This window comes from Serratia sp. JSRIV002 (genome assembly GCF_019968725.1).
GTDB classification, from domain to species: Bacteria; Pseudomonadota; Gammaproteobacteria; order Enterobacterales; family Enterobacteriaceae; genus Chania; species Chania fonticola_B.
Window position 1 is genome coordinate 535,624 of record NZ_CP074143.1, and the last position, 23,753, is coordinate 559,376.

Below are 23,753 nucleotides of genomic sequence, written 5' to 3' on the forward strand. Positions count from 1 at the left end.
CGCCAGACTGACCGCTTTACTGATACTGACCTGAATACACGGACGTGACCCATGAACAAACATTGCTATCGCCTTATCTTCAGCCGCACCCACGGGGAACTGCGGGTGGTGTCCGAACTGGCCCGCAGTTGCAGTACCGAGCCAGGACAGCGTTGCGGCTCGGGGATAACGGACGGGAACCGTGTATGGGTGACCGTCCGTCGTGCCGTGTGGCTGCTAGGGCTGGCAATGTTTGCCGGGCCGGTGATTGCCGGGGGTATTGTGGCGGACGGTGGGGCTCCCCCTTCCCAACGACCGGAGGTCATTGCCACCCAGAACGGGTTACCCCAGGTCAATATCACCGCGCCCAATCAGGCCGGGGTCTCGCATAATCAGTATCAGCAGTTCGACATCGATGCCAAAGGTGCCATCCTCAACAATTCGGCCGTGATGACGTCGACCCAAATGGCCGGGATGATCCAGGGCAACCCTAACCTCAATCCCAATGCGGCACCGGCTCGTGTCATCCTGAACGAAGTCAATAGCAATAACCCCAGTCAGCTGCGGGGCTTTATGGAAGTGGCTGGCGGCAAGGCACAGGTGATTGTGGCCAACCCGGCCGGGATTGTGTGCGATGGCTGCGGCACCATCAATGCCGGACGTATGACGCTGACCACTGGCAAGGCACAGCTGAATGCCGATGGCAGTGTGGCGGGCTACCAAGTTGAGCGCGGCGTGGTGCGTATAGACGGTGGCGGACTCAACGGCGATGCCCGTCATGATACCGAATACGTTGATATTCTGGCGCGCGCGGTGGAAGTCAACGCTGGAGTCTGGGCCAAAGAAGGGGTGACGGTGGTGGCCGGCCGCAATCGCGTGAGTGCGGACGGTAAAACAGTGACGCCGCTTGAGGATGACGGCAGCGCCAAACCAGTGCTTGCCATCGATATGGGCCAGATGGGCGGCATGTACAGCGGCAGTATCCGTATGATAGGGACCGAGGCTGGCGTCGGTGTGCGCAACCAAAACGGACAGGTACAGGCTGGCAAGACGCTGACCGTGAGCAGTGAAGGCCGGCTCAGTTGGCAGTCTGATGCACAAGACGCCTCCACACAGGCTGGTGGCGATATCAGCCTGGCGGCGAAAGGCGACATCGAGACGCACGGCAAATTGCACAGCGGCGGTCAGCTTACCGTACAGAGTCGAGAGGGGGTGTTGGCGCAATCCGGCACCCTGGCGGCGGCCGGGGATGTGCGCCTGAGTGCCGCGCGCGGCATACAGAGCAGCGGCCACCTGCTGGCGGGCAGCGATGTCAACAGCCAGGTTGTGCGTGACGCCAGTCTGCACCTTGACAGCCAGGGTGACATTCGTGCCAACGGCAGCTTGCTGAGCAAAAAGGACGTCAGCGCGACCGGACGCCGGGTGGATATCAGTGGTGCGAAGGTGGCAGCTGGCCGGGCCACGCTGAGAGCCCAGGAAGGGGGTGTGGCACTGCGTCAGTCGACCGTCGACAGCGGCGAGCTTGTCGTGAACACGGGCGGTGATGTGGATGCGCAGCAGGCGCAGGTCAAGGCCGGGCGATGGGAGGTCGATGCCGGTAACCTGTTCAATCAGCAGGCTACCTGGTCACAGACCGGTAGCGGCGAGAGCCGCTTCACGTTGACAGGTGAGCTTGATAACCGCGACGGTGCCATTGAGGCACAGCGCCTGGCGCTGACGGCGGGCCAGCTTGCCAATCAGCGCGGTCGCCTGGTGGCGCTCGATAACGTGGCGCAACACTGGCGGGTTGGCGGCCTGCTCGACAATGCCGGGGGGATGGTAGGCAGTAATGGCGACCTTAGGCTTGATGCTGGCCGTTTCGACAATCAGGGTGGCACGGTAAAAACCCAGGCAGGATTGGCGATTCATGCTGGCGGGTCGGTCACCAATGCCGGGGGTAACCTGCTGGCTGGCCAGGCCCTGACGCTTGAGGCGGGCGGTGACCTGAATAATCGGTCAGGTACCCTGAACGCTGGCAACGTGCGACTGGCGGTGCAGCAGTTGGATAATGTGCAGGGGCAGGTCATCAGCCAGGACAACCTCAACCTGACGGCAAGCCGGTTGGACAACCAGCGTGGCCTTATCGGGGCTGGCAAGGCGCTGGATGTGCGTACTGGCGACTGGGATAACCGTGGCGGCACGGCGCAAGGCGAAACATCGGTCACAGCAACGGCGAACGCCGTCAACAACGACGATGGCAAACTGCTATCCGGTCAGCAGTTAGCCCTGAATGCTACGGGCAACACCACCAACCGCGGCGGCGAAATCAGCGCCGCGGTGCTGACAGTGAATACTGACCGTCTCGACAACACGCAGGGCAAGGTCATTGGCCAGCAGCGGCTTGACCTGAATGCCCGTCAGGGGCTGGATAATACGCAGGGTCTGCTGGGTGCCGGTGAGGCACTGACGGTGCGCACCACAGGCGTACTGAATAACCGTCGTGGTACGGTGCAAGGGAAGGGGCAAACGACCCTGGCGGCGCGGGATGTAAACAACGAGGCTGGCAAGATACTGGGGGGGCAACAGTTGACCCTGACCAGCGCGGAAGGCTTGGGTAACCGCGAGGGTGAAATCAGCGGCGAGTCGCTTACGCTGACGGCACAGCAGATGGATAACGCTCAGGGGAAAGTGGTTGCCCGACAAAACCTGGGCCTGACAGCGCAACAGGGACTGGTCAACACGGCAGGCTGGTTGGAAGCAGGAAACACCCTCTCCGTGTATACCGACGGTGACTGGGACAACCGCGGTGGTACTACCCAAGGTGGCCATCAGGTGACCGCTACCGCGCATACCCTCGACAATACCGGTGGTCGGCTGCAGTCCGGCGGTGACCTTCGCCTTGACGCTGCGGGCGATATTCTCAACCGAACTGGCAAGCTGACTGCTCAACAGGCTCTCAACATCAAGGGCGGTGCTGCCAGCCTGTTTGACAACGACGGCGGGGCGCTGCAAAGCGGTGGTGCCTTGTCTCTGCAGGGCGGGCAACTGACCAACCGCGTATCGGGTGTGGTGCTTGCTGGGCAGGCGCTTTCTCTGAATCTGTCGGGGAGCTGGGACAACCAAAACGGTACCTTGACCGGCAATGGTCGCACACAGGTACGTGCCGCCAGCCTGCGAAATACCCAGGGTACCATTAATGGGCTTGACAGCCTGGACATGCAATTCACCGGCAAACTGGATAACAGTCAGGGCCGTATTTTCAGCAGGCTGTCTCAGCGTTTGCAGGCGCAGGATATTTCCAATGCGCAGGGCTGGATGGGGAGTCAGGGCGGCTGGCAGGCCGTCAGCGGCGGTTTTGACAACGCGGAAGGCAGCGTGCAAAGCCAGCAGGCGATGACGCTTGCGGCAGACTGGCTGGGTAACGCCTGGGGGACACTGCAGTCGGCTCAAAACCTGGTACTGCGCATCAAACAGGGTATCGATAATAGCAATGGCAAGGTCTCGACGCAGGGGCAACTGGTTGCTCAGGGTGCCGACGACGGTGCGCGCGCTGGTCACATAAATAGCGCCAGCGGCCAGTGGCTGGCCGGTGAGTCACTGAATATCGCCGCCCTCAGTTTAGATAATACCCAGGCTGGTCAGTTGTATAGTCAAAAGCAATTGCGGCTAGACCTGAATGGCGGGCTGGATAACCGTGGTGGGAAAATACAGGGCGGTGACGCGCTGACGCTTAACGCACAAACGCTGAACAATGCTGGCGGGACGATAGACGGCCAGCAACAGATGGCACTGCACATTCTTGGCCTGTTGAATAATGCCGGCGGCGCAGTGCGCAGCAATGGCGGGCAGCAGGTGTCAGCGGCCGGTATCGATAACCGTCAGGGCGTGTTCAGCAGCCTCGGTGGCATCACGATGACCACCGCGCAGCTGGATAATGCCGAGGGTACGCTCATCAGTCAGGGCTCGGGTGTCTACCGTATCGACACGCTCAACAACCAGCAGGGCAAGGTGCACAGCGGCGCAGCGCTCACGCTTGATGCTGTGCAGGTGAACAACCAGGGCGGGCAACTGGTGGCGACCCAGGGGATGACACTCAAGGCCGGTGCGCTCGACAACAGCGGCCAAGGCACGCTTAGCAGCCAGGCGGAGCTTGACGTACAGACTGACCACCTGAACAATCGCGATGGCGGCCTGATACTGGGCACTGCCCGTACCAGCATCACCGCCCGCAACATCGATAACACGGCCGGCCGGTTGCAAAGTGCGGACTCCCTTACCTTCACGGATGTCACCACATTGGATAACCGCCAGGGGCGTATCCTGGCTAACGGCAATATCGACATCAACACCGGGCGCTCCCCCACCGACTCGCCGCTGGCATTGCTCAATCAGGGCGGGCGACTGGAGAGTGCCGGCGCCTTGACCCTGAATACACACACTCTGGACAACCAGAACGGTACCCTGCTGGGGTTGCAGGCGCTGACGCTGTCCGCGCAGCAGGACTACACCCGCAATGCAGGTGAAACGGTCAGCAGCAACGGCACGGTGACGTTCTCCCTGAGCGGCGTCTTTAGCAATCTGGTGGACTGGCTGCTGCCAGGCAATCTTATTCTCAATGCGGCCAGCATCACCAACCCGGCCACCCTTGCAGGCAAAACGCTGCAATTGACGACCGGCGCGTTGCAAAACACCGGGCGTATTGAAGCGGACGTCATGACACTCAACGTCGACACCTTGGATAATGCTGCTGCGCTGATGGGGGATGATATCACCGTGCGCGGACGCGTTATCGACAACCACGGGCAGTCAGCGGTGATGGCGGCAACCCAGAGCCTGATACTGCAGACCGGTGAGCGCCTGACCAACCGGGATGGTGCGCTGCTCTACAGCGGCGACCGCCTGTCACTGTACAGTGATGACCTGATTGAGAACCGGGCAAGCTTTATTGAGGCGGACGGCGACGCCACGGTCGAGGCCCGTCGTCTGAACAACCTGCGCGAAGGGCTGGTGATTGAGCGCGACGCCGAGAAGAGCGACTACAAATGGCACCGCTACAACTATTACTGGCGCTCTTACGGTGAAGACGTCAATACCGATGTCAGCACTATGGCACCGAATACTCAACAACTGACCTTCCGTGATGAGGCGGCCGCTGAGAGCAATCCGTACGGTACATTGCTGAACATTGACGCGGCTGCCAAGCGGGCGGAAGTACGAGTGAAAGACCATACCGGGCAACTGACCAACCTGTGGGTCAACTATCTGGCGCTCAAACCTAACGCCGATGGTAGCTATGCCATGACGTTTTACGACGTACGGGGGTGGAACCAGGACGTTATCCCAACCCCTTATCAAAACTCTTTCCGCCGGGAGCATGATATCGGGCAAGCCGTTGTGTGGGATCCTGAGAAGTTTCTGGATATTGCCTCGGCTCCGTTTGTGAGTGACTACAACAATCTGCGTGAGCGCACGGTGACCGGCACGGTGACCGCAGACAAACTGATCTCCGAAGGCGTTGGGGCTCGTATTCTAGCGGGCGGCAATATGGTGTTGCGTATCACTGGATTGTTGCTCAATGACGCCAGCGTCATCACGACCAACGGTAACCTGACGCAGGACGGCGGTGGTAGTGTGGACAACCGGGGCTATTCGGTCAATGAGCGGCGCCAGGAGTTCATCGTTGACCACTACGACAGGGATGAGTCCCATTGGTATCCGACATTCAACCGAGACGAGACCACGGCTCTGACTACCGTTGACGGTGTTATCACCGGCAACGGCACGGTCACCATCAACGGAGCCAACATCACCAACACCACGGTCAATCAGGCGCAAGTCAGCCAGCTCGAGGCGGCATTAAACGCCGTGGATGCCGAACGCGCCGAACTGGAGCGCAACCCGCTGGCCTTCGTGGTGGAGGGGGCAGCCCGACCTGACGGCGACATGACGCTGGCACCGGGCGGACAGATGACGCAACCTGGCACCACGTCGACCTCACCGCTGGGACGCCCACTGTTGCCGTCGGAGCTGGCGTTGACGGCTCTGCAACATCTGGGGAATGTGGCCACCACCATTCCCAATAACGGCCTGTTCAGCCAGCACACGGCGGCTGGCAGCCCGTTCCTGGTAGTGACCGATGAGCGCTTTACCCGCCGCGACAACTTTATCAGCAGCGACTATATGCTCGAGCGCGTAGGGTATGACCCCGCGCAAGCCCATAAGCGCCTGGGAGACGGTTTTTACGAGCAGCGCCTGGTGCGCGAGCAGGTGCTGGCGCTTACTGGCAAACCGTCCGTCAAAGGGTGGGATGCGATGACGCAGTATCAGCAACTGATGAACAACGGCACTAAAGTTGCACAGGACTTCCACCTGGTGCCGGGCGTGGCTTTGACTCCTGAGCAGATTGCCGCGTTGCAACAGGATATCGTTTGGCTGGTCAGCGAAACGGTCGATACCGCCGACGGCCCACAAACGGTGTGGGTACCGAAGGTATACCTGGCACAGACCACGCTGCGCCTGACCGGTGATGGCGCGGTGATTGGCGGTGGCGACCTGCAACTCTCGGCGGGCAGTATCGTCAATGCCGGCAACCTGTTTGCCGACAAGGCCTTGTCGGTCGACGCCGGGCAGTTCCTGCATCAGGGCGGCGATATCAAGGCTGGCAGCATTGATGTGCAGGCCGACCGCCTGACCCTGAGCACCAATCTGCAGGATGCGCTGCGCCAGGCGACGATGAGTGCCGACGACATCCGTCTCAGTGGTACAGATATTACGCTCACAGGGGCGAAACTCGATGCCACGGACGCTCTCAGCCTGAGCGCACGCAATGACCTGACCATCACTGCCGCGAAAAGCAGTCATACTGCCGACCTTGAGGTTATCTCGGGCTCTCTGGGTAACCGTACCCGCGGTGGCATGGAAGAGGCCGGCGAGCGGATGGCGCACGTTAGCGGGGAATGGCAGCAAGCACAGGGTAGTGAGCTTAACGCTGGAGGCAACCTCACGCTCAATGCCGGGCGGGACGTCACGCTCGTGGGCAGCCAGGCCAAGGCTTCCGGCAACACCCGTGTGCAGGCCGGAGGCGATATCAACATCAGGGCCGAGACTACCACCAACACCTCTCACCTGGACGCCAACAGCCGTACCTCATCGGTCAGCAACGACCGCCAGGAGGATCGCCTGACGCTCAGCACCCTCGGCGGCGACCAGGGCGTGACTCTGGTGGCGGGTAATCGCCTGTTGGCCGAAGGTGCGCAGGTAGACAGCTCCGAAGGCCGTATTGGCGTCAGCGCGCAGGACGTGACCATTAAGGACGCACGTACCCACACGCTCGACCAGGACAGCGAAGACAAACAGCAGGGTAAGACCCGTAGCCACCGCGAAGAGGTAACTGAACGTGAAATCAGTACGGGCAGCACCTTCAGTGGTCAGCAAGGTGTGACGGTCATTGGGCGTGAGGGGGACGTGACGGTCACCGGTAGCACCCTGCACAGCGAACAGGGTGGCATCGCGCTCCAGGCAAAAAACGATGTGACCCTCAATACGGCTACCGAGCGAGAGTCGCGCTACAGTGAAGAACGTTCGGAGAAAAAAGGCTTCCTGAACAAGAGCAGCAACCACACCGTGACCGACGACCGCCTCACGCGTGAGAAAGGTACCCTGCTCAGTGGGGACAGCGTCAGCGTCACTGCAGGCAATGACCTGACGGTAACCGGGTCGGCCATTGCCGCCGACCGGGACGTGACCCTGCAGGCCGGCCATAACGTCGATATAGGTGCAGCCACCGAAACCGAGTCCCACTATCTGCTGGAAGAGAAGAAAAAAAGCGGCCTGCTGGGCAGTGGTGGCATCGGCTTTACGATAGGCAAGCAGTCGAGCAAACATGAAATCGACGAGAAAGCCACTACCCAAAGCCAGAGCGTCAGTACCGTCGGCAGCAGCCAGGGCAACGTCACTATCACGGCGGGCAACCAGTTGCATATTGGCGGTGCCGACCTCGTTGCAGGCAAGGACCTGAACCTGACCGGTGACAGCGTGACCATCGACCCCGGCTACGACCAGCGCACCCGCACGGAGACCTACGAGCAGAAGCAGAGCGGTCTGAGTGTGGCGCTGTCGGGCAGCGTGGGCAGCGCACTCAACACCGCCGTCAGCTCGGCACAGCAGGCGAGGAAAGAAGGCGATGGGCGCCTCAATGCCCTGCAAAACACCAAGGCGGCGCTGTCCGGTGTGCAGGCCGCGCAGGCCTGGGAGCGGGATAATGCCCTGACCGCCTCGGCGGAGGCGAAAAACGCTGCTGCAGGTTTGAGTGCAGATGACCCAAAAGCCGCGCAAGGCGCTACCAACACAGTGGGCATCAGTGCCTCCTATGGCAGCCAGTCGTCGAAGAGCGAAACCCGCACCGACAGTCGTCAGTCGCAGGGTAGCTCGCTCAACGCCGGGCAAAACCTGTCGATAACCGCGACCGGTAAGAACAATACTGCGCAAAGTGGCGACATCACCATTGCTGGCAGCCAGCTGAAAGCGGGCAAAGATTTGTCGCTTGATGCAGCGCGGGACATTACCCTGCAGTCTGCGCAGAACACCGAAAGTACCGTTGGCAAGAACAGCAGCAAAGGCGGTAACGTCGGCGTGGGTATTGGTGTCGGTTCGGGCGGTTACGGTATCAGCGTCTCGGCCGGGGTCAATACCGGCAAGGGACATGAAAATGGCAACGGCCTGACCCATACTGAAACCACGCTGGATGCAGGCAACCATCTCAGCCTGAGCAGCGGCCGGGATACCACATTGAAAGGTGCACAGGCGAGCGGGGAAAAAATCACTGTTGATGTAGGCCGTGACCTGACGCTCACCAGCCAACAGGACAGCGACCGTTATGACGCCAAACAGCAGAACGTCAGTGCGGGCGGCAGCTTCACCTTCGGTTCGATGACCGGTTCGGCCAACGTGAGCGCCAGTCAGGACAAACTGCACAGCAACTTCGACTCGGTGAAGGAGCAGACCGGGCTGTTTGCGGGCAAAGGCGGGTATGACGTCAAGGTCCAGGAGCATACCCAGCTCGATGGTGCTGTTATCGCAAGCACGGCGGACAAGGAGAAAAACCGTCTCGATACCGGCACCCTGGGCTGGAGTGATATCCACAATCAGGCCGATTACTCGGCCGAGCACAGCGGTGGCAGCCTCAGCACCGGCGGACCGGTGGGCAAGGACCTGCTGACTAACATGGCCGGTGGCATGCTGTCGGGTGCCAACAATAGCGGGCATGCCGAGGGCACGACAAAAGCCGGCGTCAGTGAAGGTACGCTGATAGTCCGGGATACAGACAAGCAACAGCAGGATGTGGCGGAGCTGAATCGAGATACCGACCATGCCAACGACGGCAGCATCAGTCCGATCTTTGATAAAGAGAAGGAACAGAACCGGCTCAAGCAGGCACAGCTTATCGGGGAAATTGGCGGTCAGGCGATGGATGTTATCCGCACTCAAGGAGACATCGCCGGGTTGAAGGCGCAGAAAGATCCGGCTGCACTGGCGCAGGCCCGAGAGCAGTTGGAGATTGATGCGAAAGGCAAACCGGTCAGCGACGCGGACGTGATGCAGCGGGCGTATGACAATGCCATGAAACAGTACGGCACCGGCAGCGACCTGCAGAAAGCGGCACAGGCGGTGACGGGGGCGCTGACGGCACTGGCAGGTAACAACCTGGCCGGGGCGCTGGCCAGTGGCGTGTCACCGTATCTGGCGACGGAAATCAAGAAACTGACCACCAATCCGCTGACCGGCAAGGTGGATGTCGCGGCCAATGCGATGGCACATGCGGTACTGGGTGCGGTGACCGCACAACTTAACCACCAATCGGCGGTAGCTGGTGGGTTGGGTGCTGGCGGGGCGGAACTGGCGGCGCGATTTATCGCAGGCCAGCTGTTCCCGGACAAGAAGCTAGACCAGTTGAGTGAAAGCGAGAGGCAACAGGTGAGTGCATTGAGCCAACTGGCGGCAGGACTTGCAGGTGGCCTGTCTACAGGCGATACTGCGGGTGCGGTAACTGCCGCCCAAACGGGCAAAAATGCGGTGGAGAATAACTATCTGAGCGTTCAAGAGAAGACCGAGCTTGAGTTAGCGAAGCAGAAACTCCAGAACAGCAACGATCCGGCAGAGCGTGAGCAGGCCCAGCAGAAGATCAATGAACTGCGTGAAAAGGATATCGCCAGCGACAAGAAAGTGATCGAAGCTTGCGGCAATGGTGCTGCAGCCAGTGCGGCCTGTGGTGCGGCGAGACTGGAGGTTATCGCGGCCAAAGGTGAGTACGAAACTGGGCAGTACAATAATAAAGTCAGTGATATGTACTCTGATGCTTATGGCCAGATAGTAAACCTGCTGAATATCACCAGTATTGACGCGCAGAATCAGCAACAGGTGAAGGATGCGATGGTGAACTATGCCATGGTGCAACTTGGCGTAGATAAGGCGACGGCAGAACAATACGTCTCTACTTACGATGGGATGAAGATTGTAGCGGCTTCGATGGCACCAGTAATAGGTTCTGCTGCGGCCAGTAAGATAGAAGCTCTGGCTGGTAAACAGCGGTTGTCTAATAGTTTTGAGGTTAGTTCACTTCCAGATGCTAATGGGAAAAATCACATCACTGCTGTAAAAGGTGATGCGAAAATACCTGTCGATAAGATTGAATTATATATGCGTGGCAAAGCTTCTGGTGATTTGGAATCATTGAAGAAAGAATATAATGAATTAAAGGATTTGCAGATTGGTAATCAGAAAGAGTTTGCTAAAACACCTGGTGCGAGAGAGAAGCTTAACAAGCTCAATGATCAAATTCATAATGTTGAAAGATCTCAAGAGATGGCAAGAGTTTTGAATGATGCGGGAATTGCAGATAATGCAAAGAACAATGCCATGATTATGGACAACTTATTGAATTCTACAAGCAGTGTTACACCATCTAATAGAGAGACATCTATTGTAGTCTCTGGTCCAGGTGGAAATGTCAGAATTTATGCAACGTGGAAAATTCTACCCGATGGCTCAAAGAGATTAGCTACTGTTAAAACGGGGGCATTCAAATGATAAGCAATAAGAGTAAAGAAGCTTTAACAAAAGGTATAAACAACTATTTAATGAATGGTTGTGCTGATATTGAATCTTTTGAAGATCCTGTTAGTGAGGTGGTTGACTACCTTAATGCTCTTTTTTCTATAGATATTGGATTGGCTGAAGATATGTGTAAAAAGACACTGAAGACAAAGAATGTTGACAGTGATTTTTTTAAGGCAATTTGCCTTAATGACTTGCTTTTATCTGGTAGTGAATGGTCATTTGCATTTAATTATCTTCTAAATGAAACTGAAAATGTAAGTATCCCTGAGCTTGAAAAGGCGCTGTTCTATTTTTACTGTGCAAAAAATGAGACAGACCCTTATCCTGTACCAGAAGGTTTATTCAAAAAGCTAATGGAAAGATATGAAGAACTGAAAGATGATCCTGATGCAAAATTTTATCATCTTCATGAAACGTACAATGATTTTTCAAAAGCTTACTCACTGAATAATTAGAAAAAACCCGCCCTCAGTGGCGGGATTTTACTTTATACGTCAGCCAGTTATGCCTCTTCTGCCCGGTAGTGAATCCGAGCGGCTCCAGCCATCGGTCCTTGATGGTCAGTTACGGTAGCGGGAAGCTGGTCGGTTCATGCTGCCCCCCTATCGACATAGCGCCGAAAATCGTCCTGCGTTCCGTCGCTAGCGGGCCTCGCCAGCCCACACCCGGCAGGCGTCCAGGCAGTGGGCAGCCAAAAGACGCTGCCCACTGCCCGGCCACCGTCACAAAACCCCGAAAGCGGTAATGGCAGAGACGAAAAGCGCTGTTATGATGGGGCGTTGGTTGCTCTTTAACAGCGTTGGGGAAAATGGCGTAACGGGCTGAAAAAGCGCGTCTGGGAAAAAGTTGCCTGGGCCAGAATGCACAGGGAGAAAGTGGTCGTAAGCTACTGAGTGTACTAGGAAAAATGTTGTTCACTGGCTGACTCCGCACTGGATGAAGTTGTTGTGGAGAATAACTTCCTGAGCGTGGAAGAAAAGACGAAGCTTGAGTTAGCGAAGCAGAAACTCCAGAACAGCAAAGATCCGGCAGAGCGTGAGCAGGCCCAGCAGACGATTAATGAACTGCGTGAAAAGGATATAGCCAGCGACAAGAAGGTGATCGAGGCCTGCGGAAATGGTGCGGCAGCCAGTGCGGCCTGTGGTGCGGCGAGACTGGAGGTTATCGCGGCCAAGGGTGAGTATGAAACCGGGCCGTATAACTCGAAGGTGAGCCAGCAATACGCTGATGCTTACGGCCAGATAGTGAACCTGCTGAATATCACCAGTGTTGATGCGCAGAATCAGCAGCAGATCCAAGACGCAATGATCAACTTCTTTATGACAACTAAAGGGGTTGATTACGCAACAGCCAAAGATTACACCGAGTTGAAGCAGGGAGCCGATATTATTATTGCTTCGGTTACCCCGATACTTGGGGCGGCAGCGGCGAAGCAACTTGGCAAGATTGTAGATGCGAATGTGAAGGTCGTTGCGAAAGGTAATGTTGATGGTAATAAATTCAGTGATACTAACCAGGGAGCAAGGCCTTCACAGTTAGCCGATTTTAATAAACCGACTCTCATCAATGATGTTGTGCAGGCTAAGATAGATAAGCGCCCGGATAAAAATTATCCTAATGGAAACATGGGAACAGCCCATGCGGAAGTGGGAGTGATCCAGCAGGCTTATGATAAGGGAATGACTCAAGGGCGCGAAATGGCAATGAGCGTAGCAGGGAAAGAAGTCTGCAACTATTGCTTGAGTGATTTAAAGGTCATGGCAGAAAAAGCAGGGCTTAAATCACTGACAATTTATGAAGAATCAACAGGTAACGTTCTATTCTGGTAGCAGGGTATGAAAAAAATAGGAAATAAGGGACCTGCAAAATGATAATAAAATATGAGCTTTCTCGTTTATGTTCTGGTGAGGAATATGTCAGAAATGAATCCCCTTTGTGGTCTGATGTGCTCGATTTTTTAAATGTTCTGAAGAATAGCAGCGGTAGCGTAAATATCAGGATTATTAATGCTCCTGATACCGGGCCAGAGAGACTCAGTGTTGAGGCAGAGAATGGTTTTTATCTAGTTACTTTGCTGGAATATGATGAGTCTGGAGGTGATGTAAGATCCATATGGGATAATACGTCATCATCAGGAGATAGTATCATTATCCTTGGTAATCACTGGCCTGAGCGTCAGCTTACAAAAGACTTCGATCTTGTTGTCAGGATCTTTAAAGAGTTCTTCGATACAGGCAATGTATCGATGGATCTTCTGAATTAAAACAGTAACCCCGGCCAGTTGGCCGGGGTTCTTGCATCTAAGCCCTAAATCCCTCAACTTCCCGCCGTTGCAACCGGATCACTCCTGGTGCGGCGGTGATCTCCAGTTGTGCCACGTTGATGATCCCGGACTCGGCGATCCAGTCTCCACCGATGATCAGCACGCCGTTCTGCCGTACCCAATCCGCCCCTAAATCCTGCCGCTGCTGGCTGGCTTCGCACAGTGCGTTCCAGGTGGCCGCATCGGTGACGGGGGTGATCCACAGGCCATCGGGCCGGAGCGTGAGCTGTAATGGTGTGCCGGGGGTAAACCCCAGCCCGGCCAGTGTGTTGCCGCTGATCGTCAACTCTGGGACCGGTTGGGGTGTGAAGGTGATGTTCATGCTGCCCCCTTGTCGATATAGCGCCGGAAGTCGTCGCCCTCGAGGTGCTTGCACAGGGCCTCATCGGGTTCGATGAGCAGCCGTTCCAGCATCTGGCGCTGGGTCAGGCCGTGGTGGTGGCTGATCCCGGTCAGAGAACGTGCGTTGTGCTGGGTACAACACTATTTTGGAGCCATTACCAAAAAAAGGGGGATGACCTTATTCAAAAAATGATAACGATTTCCCATGGGCTGATGATTTTGTTGCAGGATTTTTAAAACCTATGGATCGGCATACATCGCTTTCTCTGCCAGCAAATCGTGCTATTTCTCGCGGCCTTACGCATAAACCTCAATAAATCCTACTCAGTCCTTGAGTTCCCCCCCTTGCGCCGGTATGATTACGCGTCATTTTTCAGCCGCACACATACACACGTTCCTTGCTTCCATGGGCCGCGGTTGACCCTGACAGGAGGCTGAATAATCCGTAAGGAGCAATTCGATGCGTCATTACGAAATCGTTTTTATGGTCCATCCTGACCAAAGCGAACAGGTTCCGGGCATGATCGAGCGTTACAGTGCTACCATCACTAACGCGCAAGGTCAGATTCACCGTCTGGAAGACTGGGGCCGCCGTCAACTGGCTTACCCGATCAATAAACTGCACAAAGCCCACTACGTTCTGCTGAACGTTGAAGCTCCGCAGGAAGCGATCGATGAGCTGGAAACTAACTTCCGCTTCAACGACGCCGTTATCCGTAGCATGGTTATGCGCGTTAAGCACGCGGTAACTGAAGCATCTCCGATGGTTAAAGCGAAAGACGAACGTCGTGGCGATCGCCGCGAAGACTTCGCTAACGAAACCGCAGATGATGCAGATGCTGGGGATTCTGAAGAGTAATTGCTGTCGTGACGGCTAATCGTCTGGTGTTGTCTGGCACAGTGTGCAAGACGCCGGTGCGAAAAGTGAGTCCTTCCGGGATACCCCACTGCCAGTTTGTGCTTGAGCACCGATCGTCGCAGATGGAAGCCGGATTCAGCAGGCAAGCATGGTGCCGAATGCCCGTGGTTGTCAGCGGACAACAGTCACAAGCTTTAACTCAAAGATTAACGGTCGGCAGTCAGGTTACCGTTCAAGGCTTCGTTAGCTGCCATCAAGGGCGCAACGGGCTGAACAAATTGGTCCTGCATGCCGAGCAGATTGAATTGATAGATTCTGGAGACTAGCCAAATGGCACGTTATTTCCGTCGTCGCAAGTTCTGCCGTTTCACCGCGGAAGGCGTTCAAGAGATTGACTATAAAGACATCGCTACGCTGAAAAACTACATCACTGAAAGTGGTAAAATTGTCCCGAGCCGTATCACCGGTACTCGTGCAAAATATCAGCGCCAGCTGGCCCGTGCTATCAAGCGCGCGCGCTACCTGTCTTTGTTGCCGTACACTGATCGTCATCAGTAATCGGCCACTGTCCATTAACGACTTTGAGAGGATAAGGTAATGCAAGTTATTCTGCTTGATAAAGTAGCAAACCTGGGCAGCCTGGGTGATCAGGTTAACGTTAAAGCGGGTTATGCCCGTAACTTCCTGGTACCACAGGGCAAAGCTGTTCCTGCTACCAAGAAAAACGTAGAGTTCTTCGAAGCACGCCGTGCTGAACTGGAAGCCAAACTGGCTGACGTTCTGGCTGCTGCTGAAGCTCGCGCAACCAAGATCAACGAACTGGGTTCAGTCACCATCGCGTCTAAATCAGGCGACGAAGGTAAACTGTTCGGCTCTATCGGCACCCGCGACATCGCTGACGCAGTGACTGCGGCAGGCGTTGAAGTTGCCAAGAGCGAAGTTCGTCTGCCGAACGGCGTTCTGCGTACCACTGGTGAGCACGAAGTGCACTTCCAGGTACACAGCGACGTGTTCGCACAGCTGAATGTAGTTGTGGTTGCTGAAGCTTAATCGGCTTTAGTACACCAAGTTAAAACGCCAGCCTAGTGCTGGCGTTTTGCTTTTCAGCGCCGGGTAAAACGCGCTACTCTGAGGCCATCTGTTGGCAAGGAGAGGCGAAAATGGCAGAAATTATCTTACAGCGAGTCTACGATTTCAGCGGCCCGGCACCGGAGCACTGCTATCTGACCGACCGGCTATGGCCGCGCGGTGTGAGTAAGGAGAGATTGCAGGGCGTCATCTGGCTTAAGCAGGTGGCACCGGATACGGCGTTACGCCAGTGGTTTCATCAGCATACCGACCAGTGGGATGAGTTTGTTGCGCTTTATCGCCAACAACTGGTCGCCAATGAGGCCTGGCAGCCGCTGGTGGCGTTGTTAAAGCAAGGTGAGCCGTTGACCCTGCTGTATGGCAGCAAGGACACACAGCACAACCAGGGGGTTGTACTGCGTGATTTTCTGCTGGATCAGCTTAAAGATTAGCGAACGCGCAGGTAGCTGCCATCGCTCTGGCGGCGGAACAGGGCTTCACTGTTATCCACGGTGGTGACGGAGAGCGCGGTGATCACGCCGTTAGCATTACGTTCGATACGCACTTCTTGCCCGGCCTTCAGATTGCTGAGCGGCTTATCGTTCCCCTCAACCCGCGCCATGGCAAACACCTCGTTCACCGGCAGGTTGTTGTCACGGAACAGCTGCGCCAGAGTTTGGCCAGCCTGGATCTGATAACGCTGCCAGTTATCACTTTCGCCTGCCGTTTGCTGACTATCGTTTTGCAATTGAGCCTGCAAAGGGATCTGGTTTTCCTGGCTGGTGACCGGGAACGGGCGCGCGTTATCGTCGGAATACGGCCAAAGCAGCGACAGCAGCAGGATAGCACCAAAAATAATTACCCAACGGCGGTGAAAATAGGGCAGCGGTTCCATCCAGTGGAGGCTGTCCGGCAGGTGCCATACTTTCAGCAGCAATGCTTTGAGCCTTTGACCCTTACCGCTTTGTTGTGGCGGTGGTGAGTCCGGCTCATCGGTGGTTGCTGGCGTTTCCGGTGCCGGGCCAGGCTTCAGGCGTTGGCTCAGGTTCAGCCAGGTGCGCAGCAATGGCTGGTAGACACGGGTGGTTTTCCTTCTCCTGGGCGCGATTCTGCCCATGGTGACCTCTCTTCAACTGCGTAAATTTGTCACTTTACAAAAAGTGTATCGCTGACCCCAGTATACCCTATGGTTTCAAACCACAGTGCACTTGTGCACCTTGAGGGCCGAATAGTCTCTGTACTGCGCCACTTCGGTGTCGGCCTTGAGCCGTACTGGGACTAATCGCTAACTGTTTGAAACGATTGGTAGCCGAGAGAATAATGACACCAAACGTTAACAGCAGGTTATTGTTTCTTTTTCTACGACAAAAGTCATCATTCTCCACACAAGATTTTACCCGGCTTTGCCGCGCTGTTATGCTGCGCTTTCGACTTTTTACAGACTAAAGGAAAACCCCATGACAACCCCTTCTTTTGATAGCGTTGAAGCGCAAGCAAGTTACGGGATTGGTTTACAGGTCGGTCAGCAACTGCAAGAGTCCGGCCTGCAAGGTTTACAACCAGAAGCTCTGCTGGCTGGCCTGCGTGACGCGCTGGAAGGGAATGCCCCGGCGGTTCCGGTAGATGTGGTTCATCGTGCGCTGCGCGAAATCCACGAACGTGCGGATGCTGTACGCCTTGAGCGCCAGCAGGCGATGGCCGTTGAAGGCCAGAAGTTCCTGGAAGATAACGCCAAGCGTGATGAAGTGACGCTGACCGAGTCTGGCCTGCAGTTCTCCGTGCTGGAGCAGGGCAATGGCCCAATCCCATCTCGTCAGGATCGCGTGCGCGTGCATTACACCGGCCGCCTGATCAACGGTGATGTGTTCGATAGCTCCGTTGAACGTGGTCAACCTGCCGAGTTCCCGGTCAGCGGTGTGATCCCTGGCTGGATCGAAGCCCTGACGCTGATGCCGGTTGGCTCCAAGTGGCAGCTGTATATCCCTCACAACCTGGCCTATGGCGAGCGTGGTGCAGGCGCATCCATCCCGCCATTCAGCGCGCTGGTGTTTGACGTTGAGTTGCTCGAAATTCTGTAATCCGCGTTATGTTCCCTCTCCCTTTGGGAGTGTACAGACCGGGGACATCATGAACACTTGTTCGGGGACATGGTAGACACTTACAACATAGGTATGAGTACTTCTGAGTGGAGTTGCTTATGCCGTGGGATGAGAGATCTGCCATGTCATTACGTACCGAGTTTGTGCTTTTCGCCTCGCAAGAAGGCGCTAATATCCGTGCGCTATGCCGTCAGTTCGGCATAGCGCCTGCTACCGCATACAAGTGGTTACATCGCTGGCACTCTGATGGGCGCGCCGGTCTGAACGAACGTTCTCGAGTGCCACACCATTCTCCTTCCAGAACACCCGATATCGTTGTCCAATACCTCCGCGCTGCACACCAGGCCCATCCGATGTGGGGCGCACGCAAGCTCAAGCGGTGGCTCGAGATGCAGGGGCATACGTTACCGGCCGCCAGCACCGTGCATAACCTCATGCGCCACCATGACCTGCTACCGGGCGGTCCGTCACCAGCGCCCACCGTCGGACGCTTTGAACATGACGCCCCGAACCGACTCTGGCAGATGGACTTTAAAGGCCACTTCCCCTTCGCCGAAGGGCGTTGTCATCCGCTGACCTTGCTGGATGACCATTCGCGCTTCTCGCTCTGTCTGGCGCACTGCCCAGACGAACGACGAGTCACCGTGCAGTCTCAGTTGATAGCGGTGTTCGAACGTTATGGCTTGCCGGAGAGAATGACCATGGATAACGGGGCACCCTGGGGCGACACGACGGGCAGTTGGACCGCGCTGGAACTGTGGCTGATGCGTCAGGGTATCCGGGTGGGTCACTCTCGGCCTTATCATCCTCAGACTCAGGGTAAGCTGGAGCGCTTCCACCGCAGCCTGAAGGCAGAGCTCCTGCAGGGACGGTGGTTTACCCATGCCGCGCAGTTGCAGGAGGTGTTCGACGCCTGGCGAGATACCTACAACCTGGAGCGTCCACACGAAGCGCTGTCAATGGCGGTACCGGCGTCCCATTATCAGCCTTCATCGCGACAGTACAATGGCAATCCGGCGGCAGCCGAGTATGACGAGGGGGTCTTGGTCAGGAAAGTGGATATCAGTGGAAAACTGAGCCTGAAAGGGATGAGCCTGAAAGTGGGCAAGGCCTTTATCGGTGAATATGTCGGGCTGAAGGCAAGTGAGAGAGAGGGCTACTACGAGGTATGGTGGTACAGCACGAAAGTGGGGATGATCGACCTGAGAAATAGGTCGATCATCATGGGTAAAGGATGTTAAAAAGTGTTCACCATGTCCTTGAACACCTGTCTACCATGTCCCCGGTCTGTACAGGGAGAGGGTTCGGGTGAGGGGGCTATTTGCCGCTCAGTGCGCGTGGGAACAGCAGGTTGTTCTCCAGATGGATATGCTCCATCAGATCGCTGATAAACGTATTGATACCGTTATACAGCGCCTGCCAGGTATTGCAGGCCCCTTCCGGTGGCGTGACGTTGTTGGTGAGGAATTTCACCACTTCCAACTGTTCGCCAGCCTCATCATGTTCATGCTCCATCACCGAAATCGGCCCTGCCGCCTGTTGCCCCATGCCCTGTTTAATCAGCGGAAACAGGATCTGTTCCTCCTTCATCATGTGATTTTCCAGATCGAGCCGGATCAGGTTTAGCTGCTTGGCCAGCCCACGTGGGCAGGTGGGCTTGTCGCCGTGGACGCGTTCAACCTTTTCCGCCATCAATACCAGTTCTGACAGCTGTTCACGATGGCGCTGGTGGAAGCGCGGCAGGATGTAATCGATGATCTCAGCCAGCGGAGCCAGACGCCAATCGCGGGTATCCACGGGGTCTGCCGCCAGCGCGACCAGCTCACTTTCCAACTTATCCAGATCCAGTTCTTTGCGGCTGGCAGCGCGCTCCAGGGTTTGTTTACCCCCGCAGCAGAAGTCCAGATCGTAGTCGCGGAACAGCTTGCTGGCACGTGGGATTGCAATGGCGAGTGCGCCTAGGGATTGGTTACGGTAATCCATGATGATGCCCCTTTAAAGGAAGAAAACTATAACATGCATTTTAAATGCAATTTAAAGGGCGCGCCATGGTTAAAAAGGGGTAGAACAGTGTTGTGATGGGCGAACTGACAACCATGAATGAGTATGGTAAGCATAAGGCTCGATGAGGATAAAATCGTGATTGTGGCATTCGAATCGTCAGAAGAAGCGCAGAGATTTAAGAGTGAGCTCGCGAATGAGTCGATATAATTACCTCTAACTTTGAGAAGGTATTTTACTTTTCCTCCGGTGAAAATAGATATACCATGAAAACCTGTAGCTATGCCACTAAGACGATAAGGATATTTTTATGAGCTTTAATACTTATTTAAGTTTAGCAGGAAGCACACAAGGCTTGATTTCTGCCGGGTGTAGTTCTTTTGATTCAATTGGGAATCGCCATCAGAGTGGTCATGAAGACGAAATCCAAGTGTTATCATTAAACGGTGCCATTACAAGAGAGCAACACTGTACTCATCACCCTATAGAATTTATCAAGCCTATTGATAAATCATCGCCATTGTTGCTTATGGCTGTATCAAATAATGAAATATTGACTCCTGTTTTTTCAATATACCGACTGAATCAATCTGGTGCATTGGAAGTGTTTTATGAAATGAAGCTAAGCAAAGCCACAATAATAGATATTAGCCCTAGCTTTCCACATGTTGTTAATAATCAGGGTGCAATGCCATTTGAGAAAATATCACTTAGATATGAATCAATCTCATGTCAACATAAAATAGCTGGAACCTCGGGTTATAGTATATGGGACGATAGAGTTTATTGATGTGGTCCATTATATCGCCCGTGCATTCAAGATGCAATGAACAGGCGATATAATGGGAATTAGCGTTTAAATTTTTTCTTCAAATAGTCCTGCAAAAGATAGGATAAGTAAAATGATAAAAAGAAGCCACCATACACAATGTACATCATAAAGGACTCAGGTACTTGCCAAGATAGGAATATGAAGAATGCGAAAAACAAGAGAGCTAAGGCAATAAATGACCACCCTGCCAGTATACTAATTAAGAGCTTCATAGAGTCCTCATTGTTGTAAAATTTCACTCAACGCTTGGATTACATCATCGGCTGACTTCTCCTTGACAGCATTGATGAGTGTATCCACTTTTTTCTCGATTAAGAAATAAAGCATCTCTATTTTCATCTGGTATAATTGATTGTAAATAGCAGTGTTCTCACGTCTCAATTTTCGTGCAGACCTTGATGCCTTTTCTACTATGGCATAGATTTGAAAGGCTGTGAGGGTGATAGTGGTTATTCTTCCGGCTTGTTTTAACACATCAGGGTCTGAGGATATCGTATATGAGACGATACGTATTATCGCTTCTGTTAGCGCTATTTTTGTTGCCATTTTTGTTGCTGTGTTAGCGACAAGCGAAGATCCTTTCGGAGCAATTAAGCTAGGTAGTTTTTCAATAACTCTATCTTGTAATTCCGCTGGCATTGATATGAAAATCGTATGTATGGTTACTTTTATCATCTCTGAGATCGTGAGTGGATCCCTTGACAGCATCATTATTGCCATAACCATTCTTTTATTTTCTACAAGAATGAGATCTCGGTTGGCTGATAAATGACTTTTAATGACCCGGTTATACTGGGGAAACATTGTTAGTTCAGGCACAAGCTCAGGTGCAACGGTCATAAACGTTCTCTCAGCACCTAACCCCATAGTTTCAACTGTATCAATAATCACGGTCGATGACTTTTTGACAAACGCATCAAAATATCTTTCTAATACGGCATCTGCGGATTGTTTGCTATAAATCATGTCAATAAATTCCTTTTTAATCCCTATATAGTTACCAAGCAGGTTAACCATTGGGTAATCCTCATCGTCCTGCCAAAAGCTCATTCCTATGTTTCCGGCTGTATAGGCATACTATCAAGCAAAATCCCATGTAGCCAGATTGTTGTTAAATTTTCTACTCGTCAGCCCTGTATTGAGGCATAAAATGGTAACGGCGCGCCGTAACGCGCCTAACGCACAATTATTTTGCTTGTAGGTCGATCTTATACAGCTCAAAGCCGATGCTGTCGTTACCTACAGACTTCATCGGATACTGCGCGTTATCTTTAATAAACGCGGCAGCCTTCTCGCTAGGGGAGGTCTCAAAGCGGATATCCAACGGCTGTGGGCTGTGGAAGCTGGCCAAACGCCAGTTATTGTCCGCCTGTGGATGCACCGCGCCGTGCTTCTGGGTTTCTTCGCTGATGTAGGCCGCCAATACCGCGCGGTTCTCATCTGGTGAAGCAAAGGCGATATGCTTATCGCCCGTTCCGGCAAACTTGCCGCCGTAGGCGCGGTAATTGTTGGTCGCCACCAGGAACTGGGCGTCAGGATCGATCGGCTTGCCCTTGAAGGTCAGCTGCTTGATACGCTCCGCCTGATCATTGATCAGCGTACACTCTCCGTCGTAACGTGCCGGTTGGCTGACGTCGATTTGATAATTGACGCCGTCGATCACGTCAAAATTATAGGTGCGGAAACCGTCCCAATTGATCAGCCCCTGCGGTTTGCTACTGTTAACGTCAATTTGGTTGAACTGCCCGGCGGAGCATTCCAGCCACTCTTTCACTTCCTTACCGCTGGCTTTGACCACCACCAAGGTATTCGGGTAGAGATAGAGATCGGCGGCATTGCGGAAGGTGAGCTGGCCTTTTTCCACCTCGACAAAGCTGGCGGGATCGTTCTTGCGGCCGCCTACTTTGAACGGTGCAGCAGCGGCCAATACCGGCAGATCGGCCAGATCCGGATCGCCTTGAATATAACGCTCAACGTAGGCTCTTTGCGCATTGTTGACGATCTGCACGGTAGGATCGTCCTGGATCAGGGCCAGATAGCTGTACATATTGCCGTCGGACTTGCCGATAGGCTTGCTGACGAACTCACGCGTTCCCTTATGATCTTCCTCTAACACCTTGACCAGCGCGGGATCTTCCGCTGCCAACGAACGCTTGTTCTCTTTGTCATAAACCGGCCTGGCTTGCGCCTTCGCTGCGGTAACCTTCCAATTTCCCTCATCGTTATTCAATTGCAGATCCACGATGCCGAGATGATCGCCCCATTGGCCGGGCATCACCGCAGGTACGCCGTTCAGCAGGCCTTTATCGATATCCGCGCCTTTGATATTGGCGAAATCCTTGCTGGGGAACACCGCGTGCGCATGGCCGAACATGATGGCATCGATGCCTGGAACCTGGCTGAGGTAGTACACCGAGTTTTCCGCCATGGCCTTATAGGGATCGCTGGAAAGGCCAGAGTGGGGGATCGCGACGACCAGATCGGCACCTTGTTTGCGCATTTCCGGTACGTAGCGTTTGGCGGTCTCAGTGATGTCGTTTACGGTCACTTTCCCCTGCAGGTTGGCTTTGTCCCACACCAGGATCTGCGGCGGCACAAAGCCGATATAGCCGATACGTAAAGTATGAGCTTTGCCATCACGGTCTTTTACCGGGGTATCGACAATAATGTAGGGAGTGAACAACGGTTTTTGCGTGGTGGCATCAATAACGTTGGCGTTGACGTAGGGGAATTTGGCCCCCGCCAGGGCATTCTTCAGATAGTCGAGCCCGTAGTTGAACTCGTGATTACCGATATTGCCCACCACATAATCCAGGGTATTCATCGCCTTGTAGACGGGGTGCATGTCGCCGGGTTTCAAGCCCTTGGCAGCCATATAGTCAGCCATTGGGCTGCCCTGGATGATGTCACCGTTATCGACCAGTACGCTGTTGGTCACCTGCTGGCGAGCGTGTTGGATCAGGCTGGCGGTACGCACCAGGCCGAATTTATCGGTGGGCTTATCCTTGTAATAGTCGAAGTCCATCATATTGCCGTGCAGGTCGCTGGTTTCCAGCACGCGCAGGTCAACCGTGGCTGCCTGCGTTGAGGCGCAGACCAGCAGGGCCAGGGCAGATAGTCCCAAAGGGCGCTTGATCATGGTTATCTCCATTGGAT

16 protein-coding genes and 1 pseudogene are annotated in these 23,753 nt (G+C 54.6%); 12 read left to right on the forward strand and 5 right to left on the reverse strand.

Annotated features, from left to right (window positions below; translation table 11 throughout):
- Positions 1-51: 51 nt before the first annotated feature.
- The 4 genes and pseudogenes from KGP26_RS02390 to KGP26_RS02405 all read left to right on the forward strand — a co-directional run bounded on the left by KGP26_RS02390 (position 52) and on the right by KGP26_RS02405 (position 13,336).
- Positions 52-11,043: a hemagglutinin repeat-containing protein gene (locus KGP26_RS02390; RefSeq protein ID WP_223664972.1), complete on the forward strand. Its 10,992-nt coding sequence runs from the start codon at positions 52-54 to the stop codon at positions 11,041-11,043.
- Entirely contained in the window at positions 11,040-11,528 is a 489-nt protein-coding gene (locus tag KGP26_RS02395) for a hypothetical protein (protein ID WP_223664973.1), read from the forward strand. Before KGP26_RS02390 ends, KGP26_RS02395 begins: the two co-directional genes overlap by 4 nt.
- A 492-nt stretch (positions 11,529-12,020) precedes the next feature.
- Positions 12,021-12,902, forward strand: a pseudogene (locus KGP26_RS02400) (DUF6862 domain-containing protein); the annotation flags it as partial.
- A 38-nt stretch (positions 12,903-12,940) separates the two neighbouring features.
- Entirely contained in the window at positions 12,941-13,336 is a 396-nt protein-coding gene (locus tag KGP26_RS02405) for a hypothetical protein (protein ID WP_223664975.1), read from the forward strand.
- 37 nt (positions 13,337-13,373) lie between these two features.
- Here KGP26_RS02405 and KGP26_RS02410 read toward each other — a convergent pair whose 3' ends face one another.
- Positions 13,374-13,718 (reverse strand): type I toxin-antitoxin system SymE family toxin, encoded by a 345-nt coding sequence (locus tag KGP26_RS02410; protein WP_223664976.1) that lies wholly within the window; start codon positions 13,716-13,718, stop codon positions 13,374-13,376.
- Positions 13,719-14,198: 480 nt separating this feature from the next.
- On the opposite strand from KGP26_RS02410, the gene rpsF reads away from it, so the two are divergent.
- The 5 genes from rpsF (at position 14,199) to KGP26_RS02435 (ending at position 16,117) form a co-directional block, all read left to right on the forward strand.
- Entirely contained in the window at positions 14,199-14,597 is a 399-nt protein-coding gene (rpsF, locus tag KGP26_RS02415; protein WP_004933634.1) for a 30S ribosomal protein S6, read from the forward strand.
- Positions 14,598-14,605: 8 nt separating this feature from the next.
- On the forward strand, positions 14,606-14,923 hold the full coding sequence (priB, locus tag KGP26_RS02420; protein WP_065684090.1) for a primosomal replication protein N: 318 nt from the start codon (positions 14,606-14,608) through the stop codon (positions 14,921-14,923).
- Positions 14,924-14,927: 4 nt separating this feature from the next.
- Positions 14,928-15,155, forward strand: a complete 228-nt coding sequence (gene rpsR, locus KGP26_RS02425; RefSeq protein ID WP_000135199.1) for a 30S ribosomal protein S18 — start codon at positions 14,928-14,930, stop codon at positions 15,153-15,155.
- 39 nt (positions 15,156-15,194) lie between these two features.
- Complete coding sequence (gene rplI, locus KGP26_RS02430) at positions 15,195-15,647, forward strand: 50S ribosomal protein L9 (protein ID WP_004933629.1); 453 nt, start codon at positions 15,195-15,197, stop codon at positions 15,645-15,647.
- Positions 15,648-15,757: 110 nt separating this feature from the next.
- On the forward strand, positions 15,758-16,117 hold the full coding sequence (locus KGP26_RS02435) for a DUF488 domain-containing protein (RefSeq protein ID WP_021807544.1): 360 nt from the start codon (positions 15,758-15,760) through the stop codon (positions 16,115-16,117).
- Here the strand turns inward: KGP26_RS02435 and KGP26_RS02440 are convergent.
- Positions 16,114-16,782 carry an OapA family protein gene (locus KGP26_RS02440; RefSeq protein WP_037376533.1) on the reverse strand — a complete coding sequence of 223 codons (669 nt, stop codon included), beginning with the start codon at positions 16,780-16,782 and terminating at the stop codon, positions 16,114-16,116. The two genes, KGP26_RS02435 and KGP26_RS02440, sit on opposite strands and share 4 nt — an antisense overlap.
- 340 nt (positions 16,783-17,122) lie before the next feature.
- Between KGP26_RS02440 and KGP26_RS02445 the strand changes: the two genes are divergently transcribed.
- Both KGP26_RS02445 and KGP26_RS02450 read left to right on the forward strand, forming a co-directional pair.
- Positions 17,123-17,743 carry a peptidylprolyl isomerase gene (locus KGP26_RS02445; protein ID WP_021179017.1) on the forward strand — a complete coding sequence of 207 codons (621 nt, stop codon included), beginning with the start codon at positions 17,123-17,125 and terminating at the stop codon, positions 17,741-17,743.
- A gap of 107 nt (positions 17,744-17,850) precedes the next feature.
- On the forward strand, positions 17,851-19,005 hold the full coding sequence (locus KGP26_RS02450) for an IS481 family transposase (RefSeq protein ID WP_223664977.1): 1,155 nt from the start codon (positions 17,851-17,853) through the stop codon (positions 19,003-19,005).
- A gap of 76 nt (positions 19,006-19,081) precedes the next feature.
- Here KGP26_RS02450 and ytfE read toward each other — a convergent pair whose 3' ends face one another.
- Complete coding sequence (gene ytfE, locus KGP26_RS02455; RefSeq protein ID WP_209523763.1) at positions 19,082-19,747, reverse strand: iron-sulfur cluster repair protein YtfE; 666 nt, start codon at positions 19,745-19,747, stop codon at positions 19,082-19,084.
- Between the two features lie 328 nt (positions 19,748-20,075).
- On the opposite strand from ytfE, the gene KGP26_RS02460 reads away from it, so the two are divergent.
- Complete coding sequence (locus KGP26_RS02460) at positions 20,076-20,555, forward strand: Hcp family type VI secretion system effector (protein ID WP_071784892.1); 480 nt, start codon at positions 20,076-20,078, stop codon at positions 20,553-20,555.
- 261 nt (positions 20,556-20,816) lie between these two features.
- On the opposite strand, the gene KGP26_RS02465 is transcribed toward KGP26_RS02460, so the two are convergent.
- Entirely contained in the window at positions 20,817-21,647 is an 831-nt protein-coding gene (locus KGP26_RS02465) for a hypothetical protein (protein WP_037376531.1), read from the reverse strand.
- A gap of 136 nt (positions 21,648-21,783) precedes the next feature.
- Positions 21,784-23,736 carry a bifunctional 2',3'-cyclic-nucleotide 2'-phosphodiesterase/3'-nucleotidase gene (locus KGP26_RS02470; RefSeq protein WP_223664978.1) on the reverse strand — a complete coding sequence of 651 codons (1,953 nt, stop codon included), beginning with the start codon at positions 23,734-23,736 and terminating at the stop codon, positions 21,784-21,786.
- Positions 23,737-23,753: the final 17 nt, after the last annotated feature.

Coding starts and splice junctions, on each gene's coding strand:
- KGP26_RS02390 (WP_223664972.1), top strand. CDS start 52: ATGAACAAACATTGCTATCGCCTTATCTTCAGCCGCACCCACGGGGAA.
- KGP26_RS02395 (WP_223664973.1), top strand. CDS start 11,040: ATGATAAGCAATAAGAGTAAAGAAGCTTTAACAAAAGGTATAAACAAC.
- KGP26_RS02405 (WP_223664975.1), top strand. CDS start 12,941: ATGATAATAAAATATGAGCTTTCTCGTTTATGTTCTGGTGAGGAATAT.
- KGP26_RS02410 (WP_223664976.1), bottom strand. CDS start 13,718: ATGAACATCACCTTCACACCCCAACCGGTCCCAGAGTTGACGATCAGC.
- rpsF (WP_004933634.1), top strand. CDS start 14,199: ATGCGTCATTACGAAATCGTTTTTATGGTCCATCCTGACCAAAGCGAA.
- rpsR (WP_000135199.1), top strand. CDS start 14,928: ATGGCACGTTATTTCCGTCGTCGCAAGTTCTGCCGTTTCACCGCGGAA.
- rplI (WP_004933629.1), top strand. CDS start 15,195: ATGCAAGTTATTCTGCTTGATAAAGTAGCAAACCTGGGCAGCCTGGGT.
- KGP26_RS02435 (WP_021807544.1), top strand. CDS start 15,758: ATGGCAGAAATTATCTTACAGCGAGTCTACGATTTCAGCGGCCCGGCA.
- KGP26_RS02440 (WP_037376533.1), bottom strand. CDS start 16,782: ATGGGCAGAATCGCGCCCAGGAGAAGGAAAACCACCCGTGTCTACCAG.
- KGP26_RS02445 (WP_021179017.1), top strand. CDS start 17,123: ATGACAACCCCTTCTTTTGATAGCGTTGAAGCGCAAGCAAGTTACGGG.
- ytfE (WP_209523763.1), bottom strand. CDS start 19,747: ATGGATTACCGTAACCAATCCCTAGGCGCACTCGCCATTGCAATCCCA.
- KGP26_RS02460 (WP_071784892.1), top strand. CDS start 20,076: ATGAGCTTTAATACTTATTTAAGTTTAGCAGGAAGCACACAAGGCTTG.
- KGP26_RS02465 (WP_037376531.1), bottom strand. CDS start 21,647: ATGAGCTTTTGGCAGGACGATGAGGATTACCCAATGGTTAACCTGCTT.
- KGP26_RS02470 (WP_223664978.1), bottom strand. CDS start 23,736: ATGATCAAGCGCCCTTTGGGACTATCTGCCCTGGCCCTGCTGGTCTGC.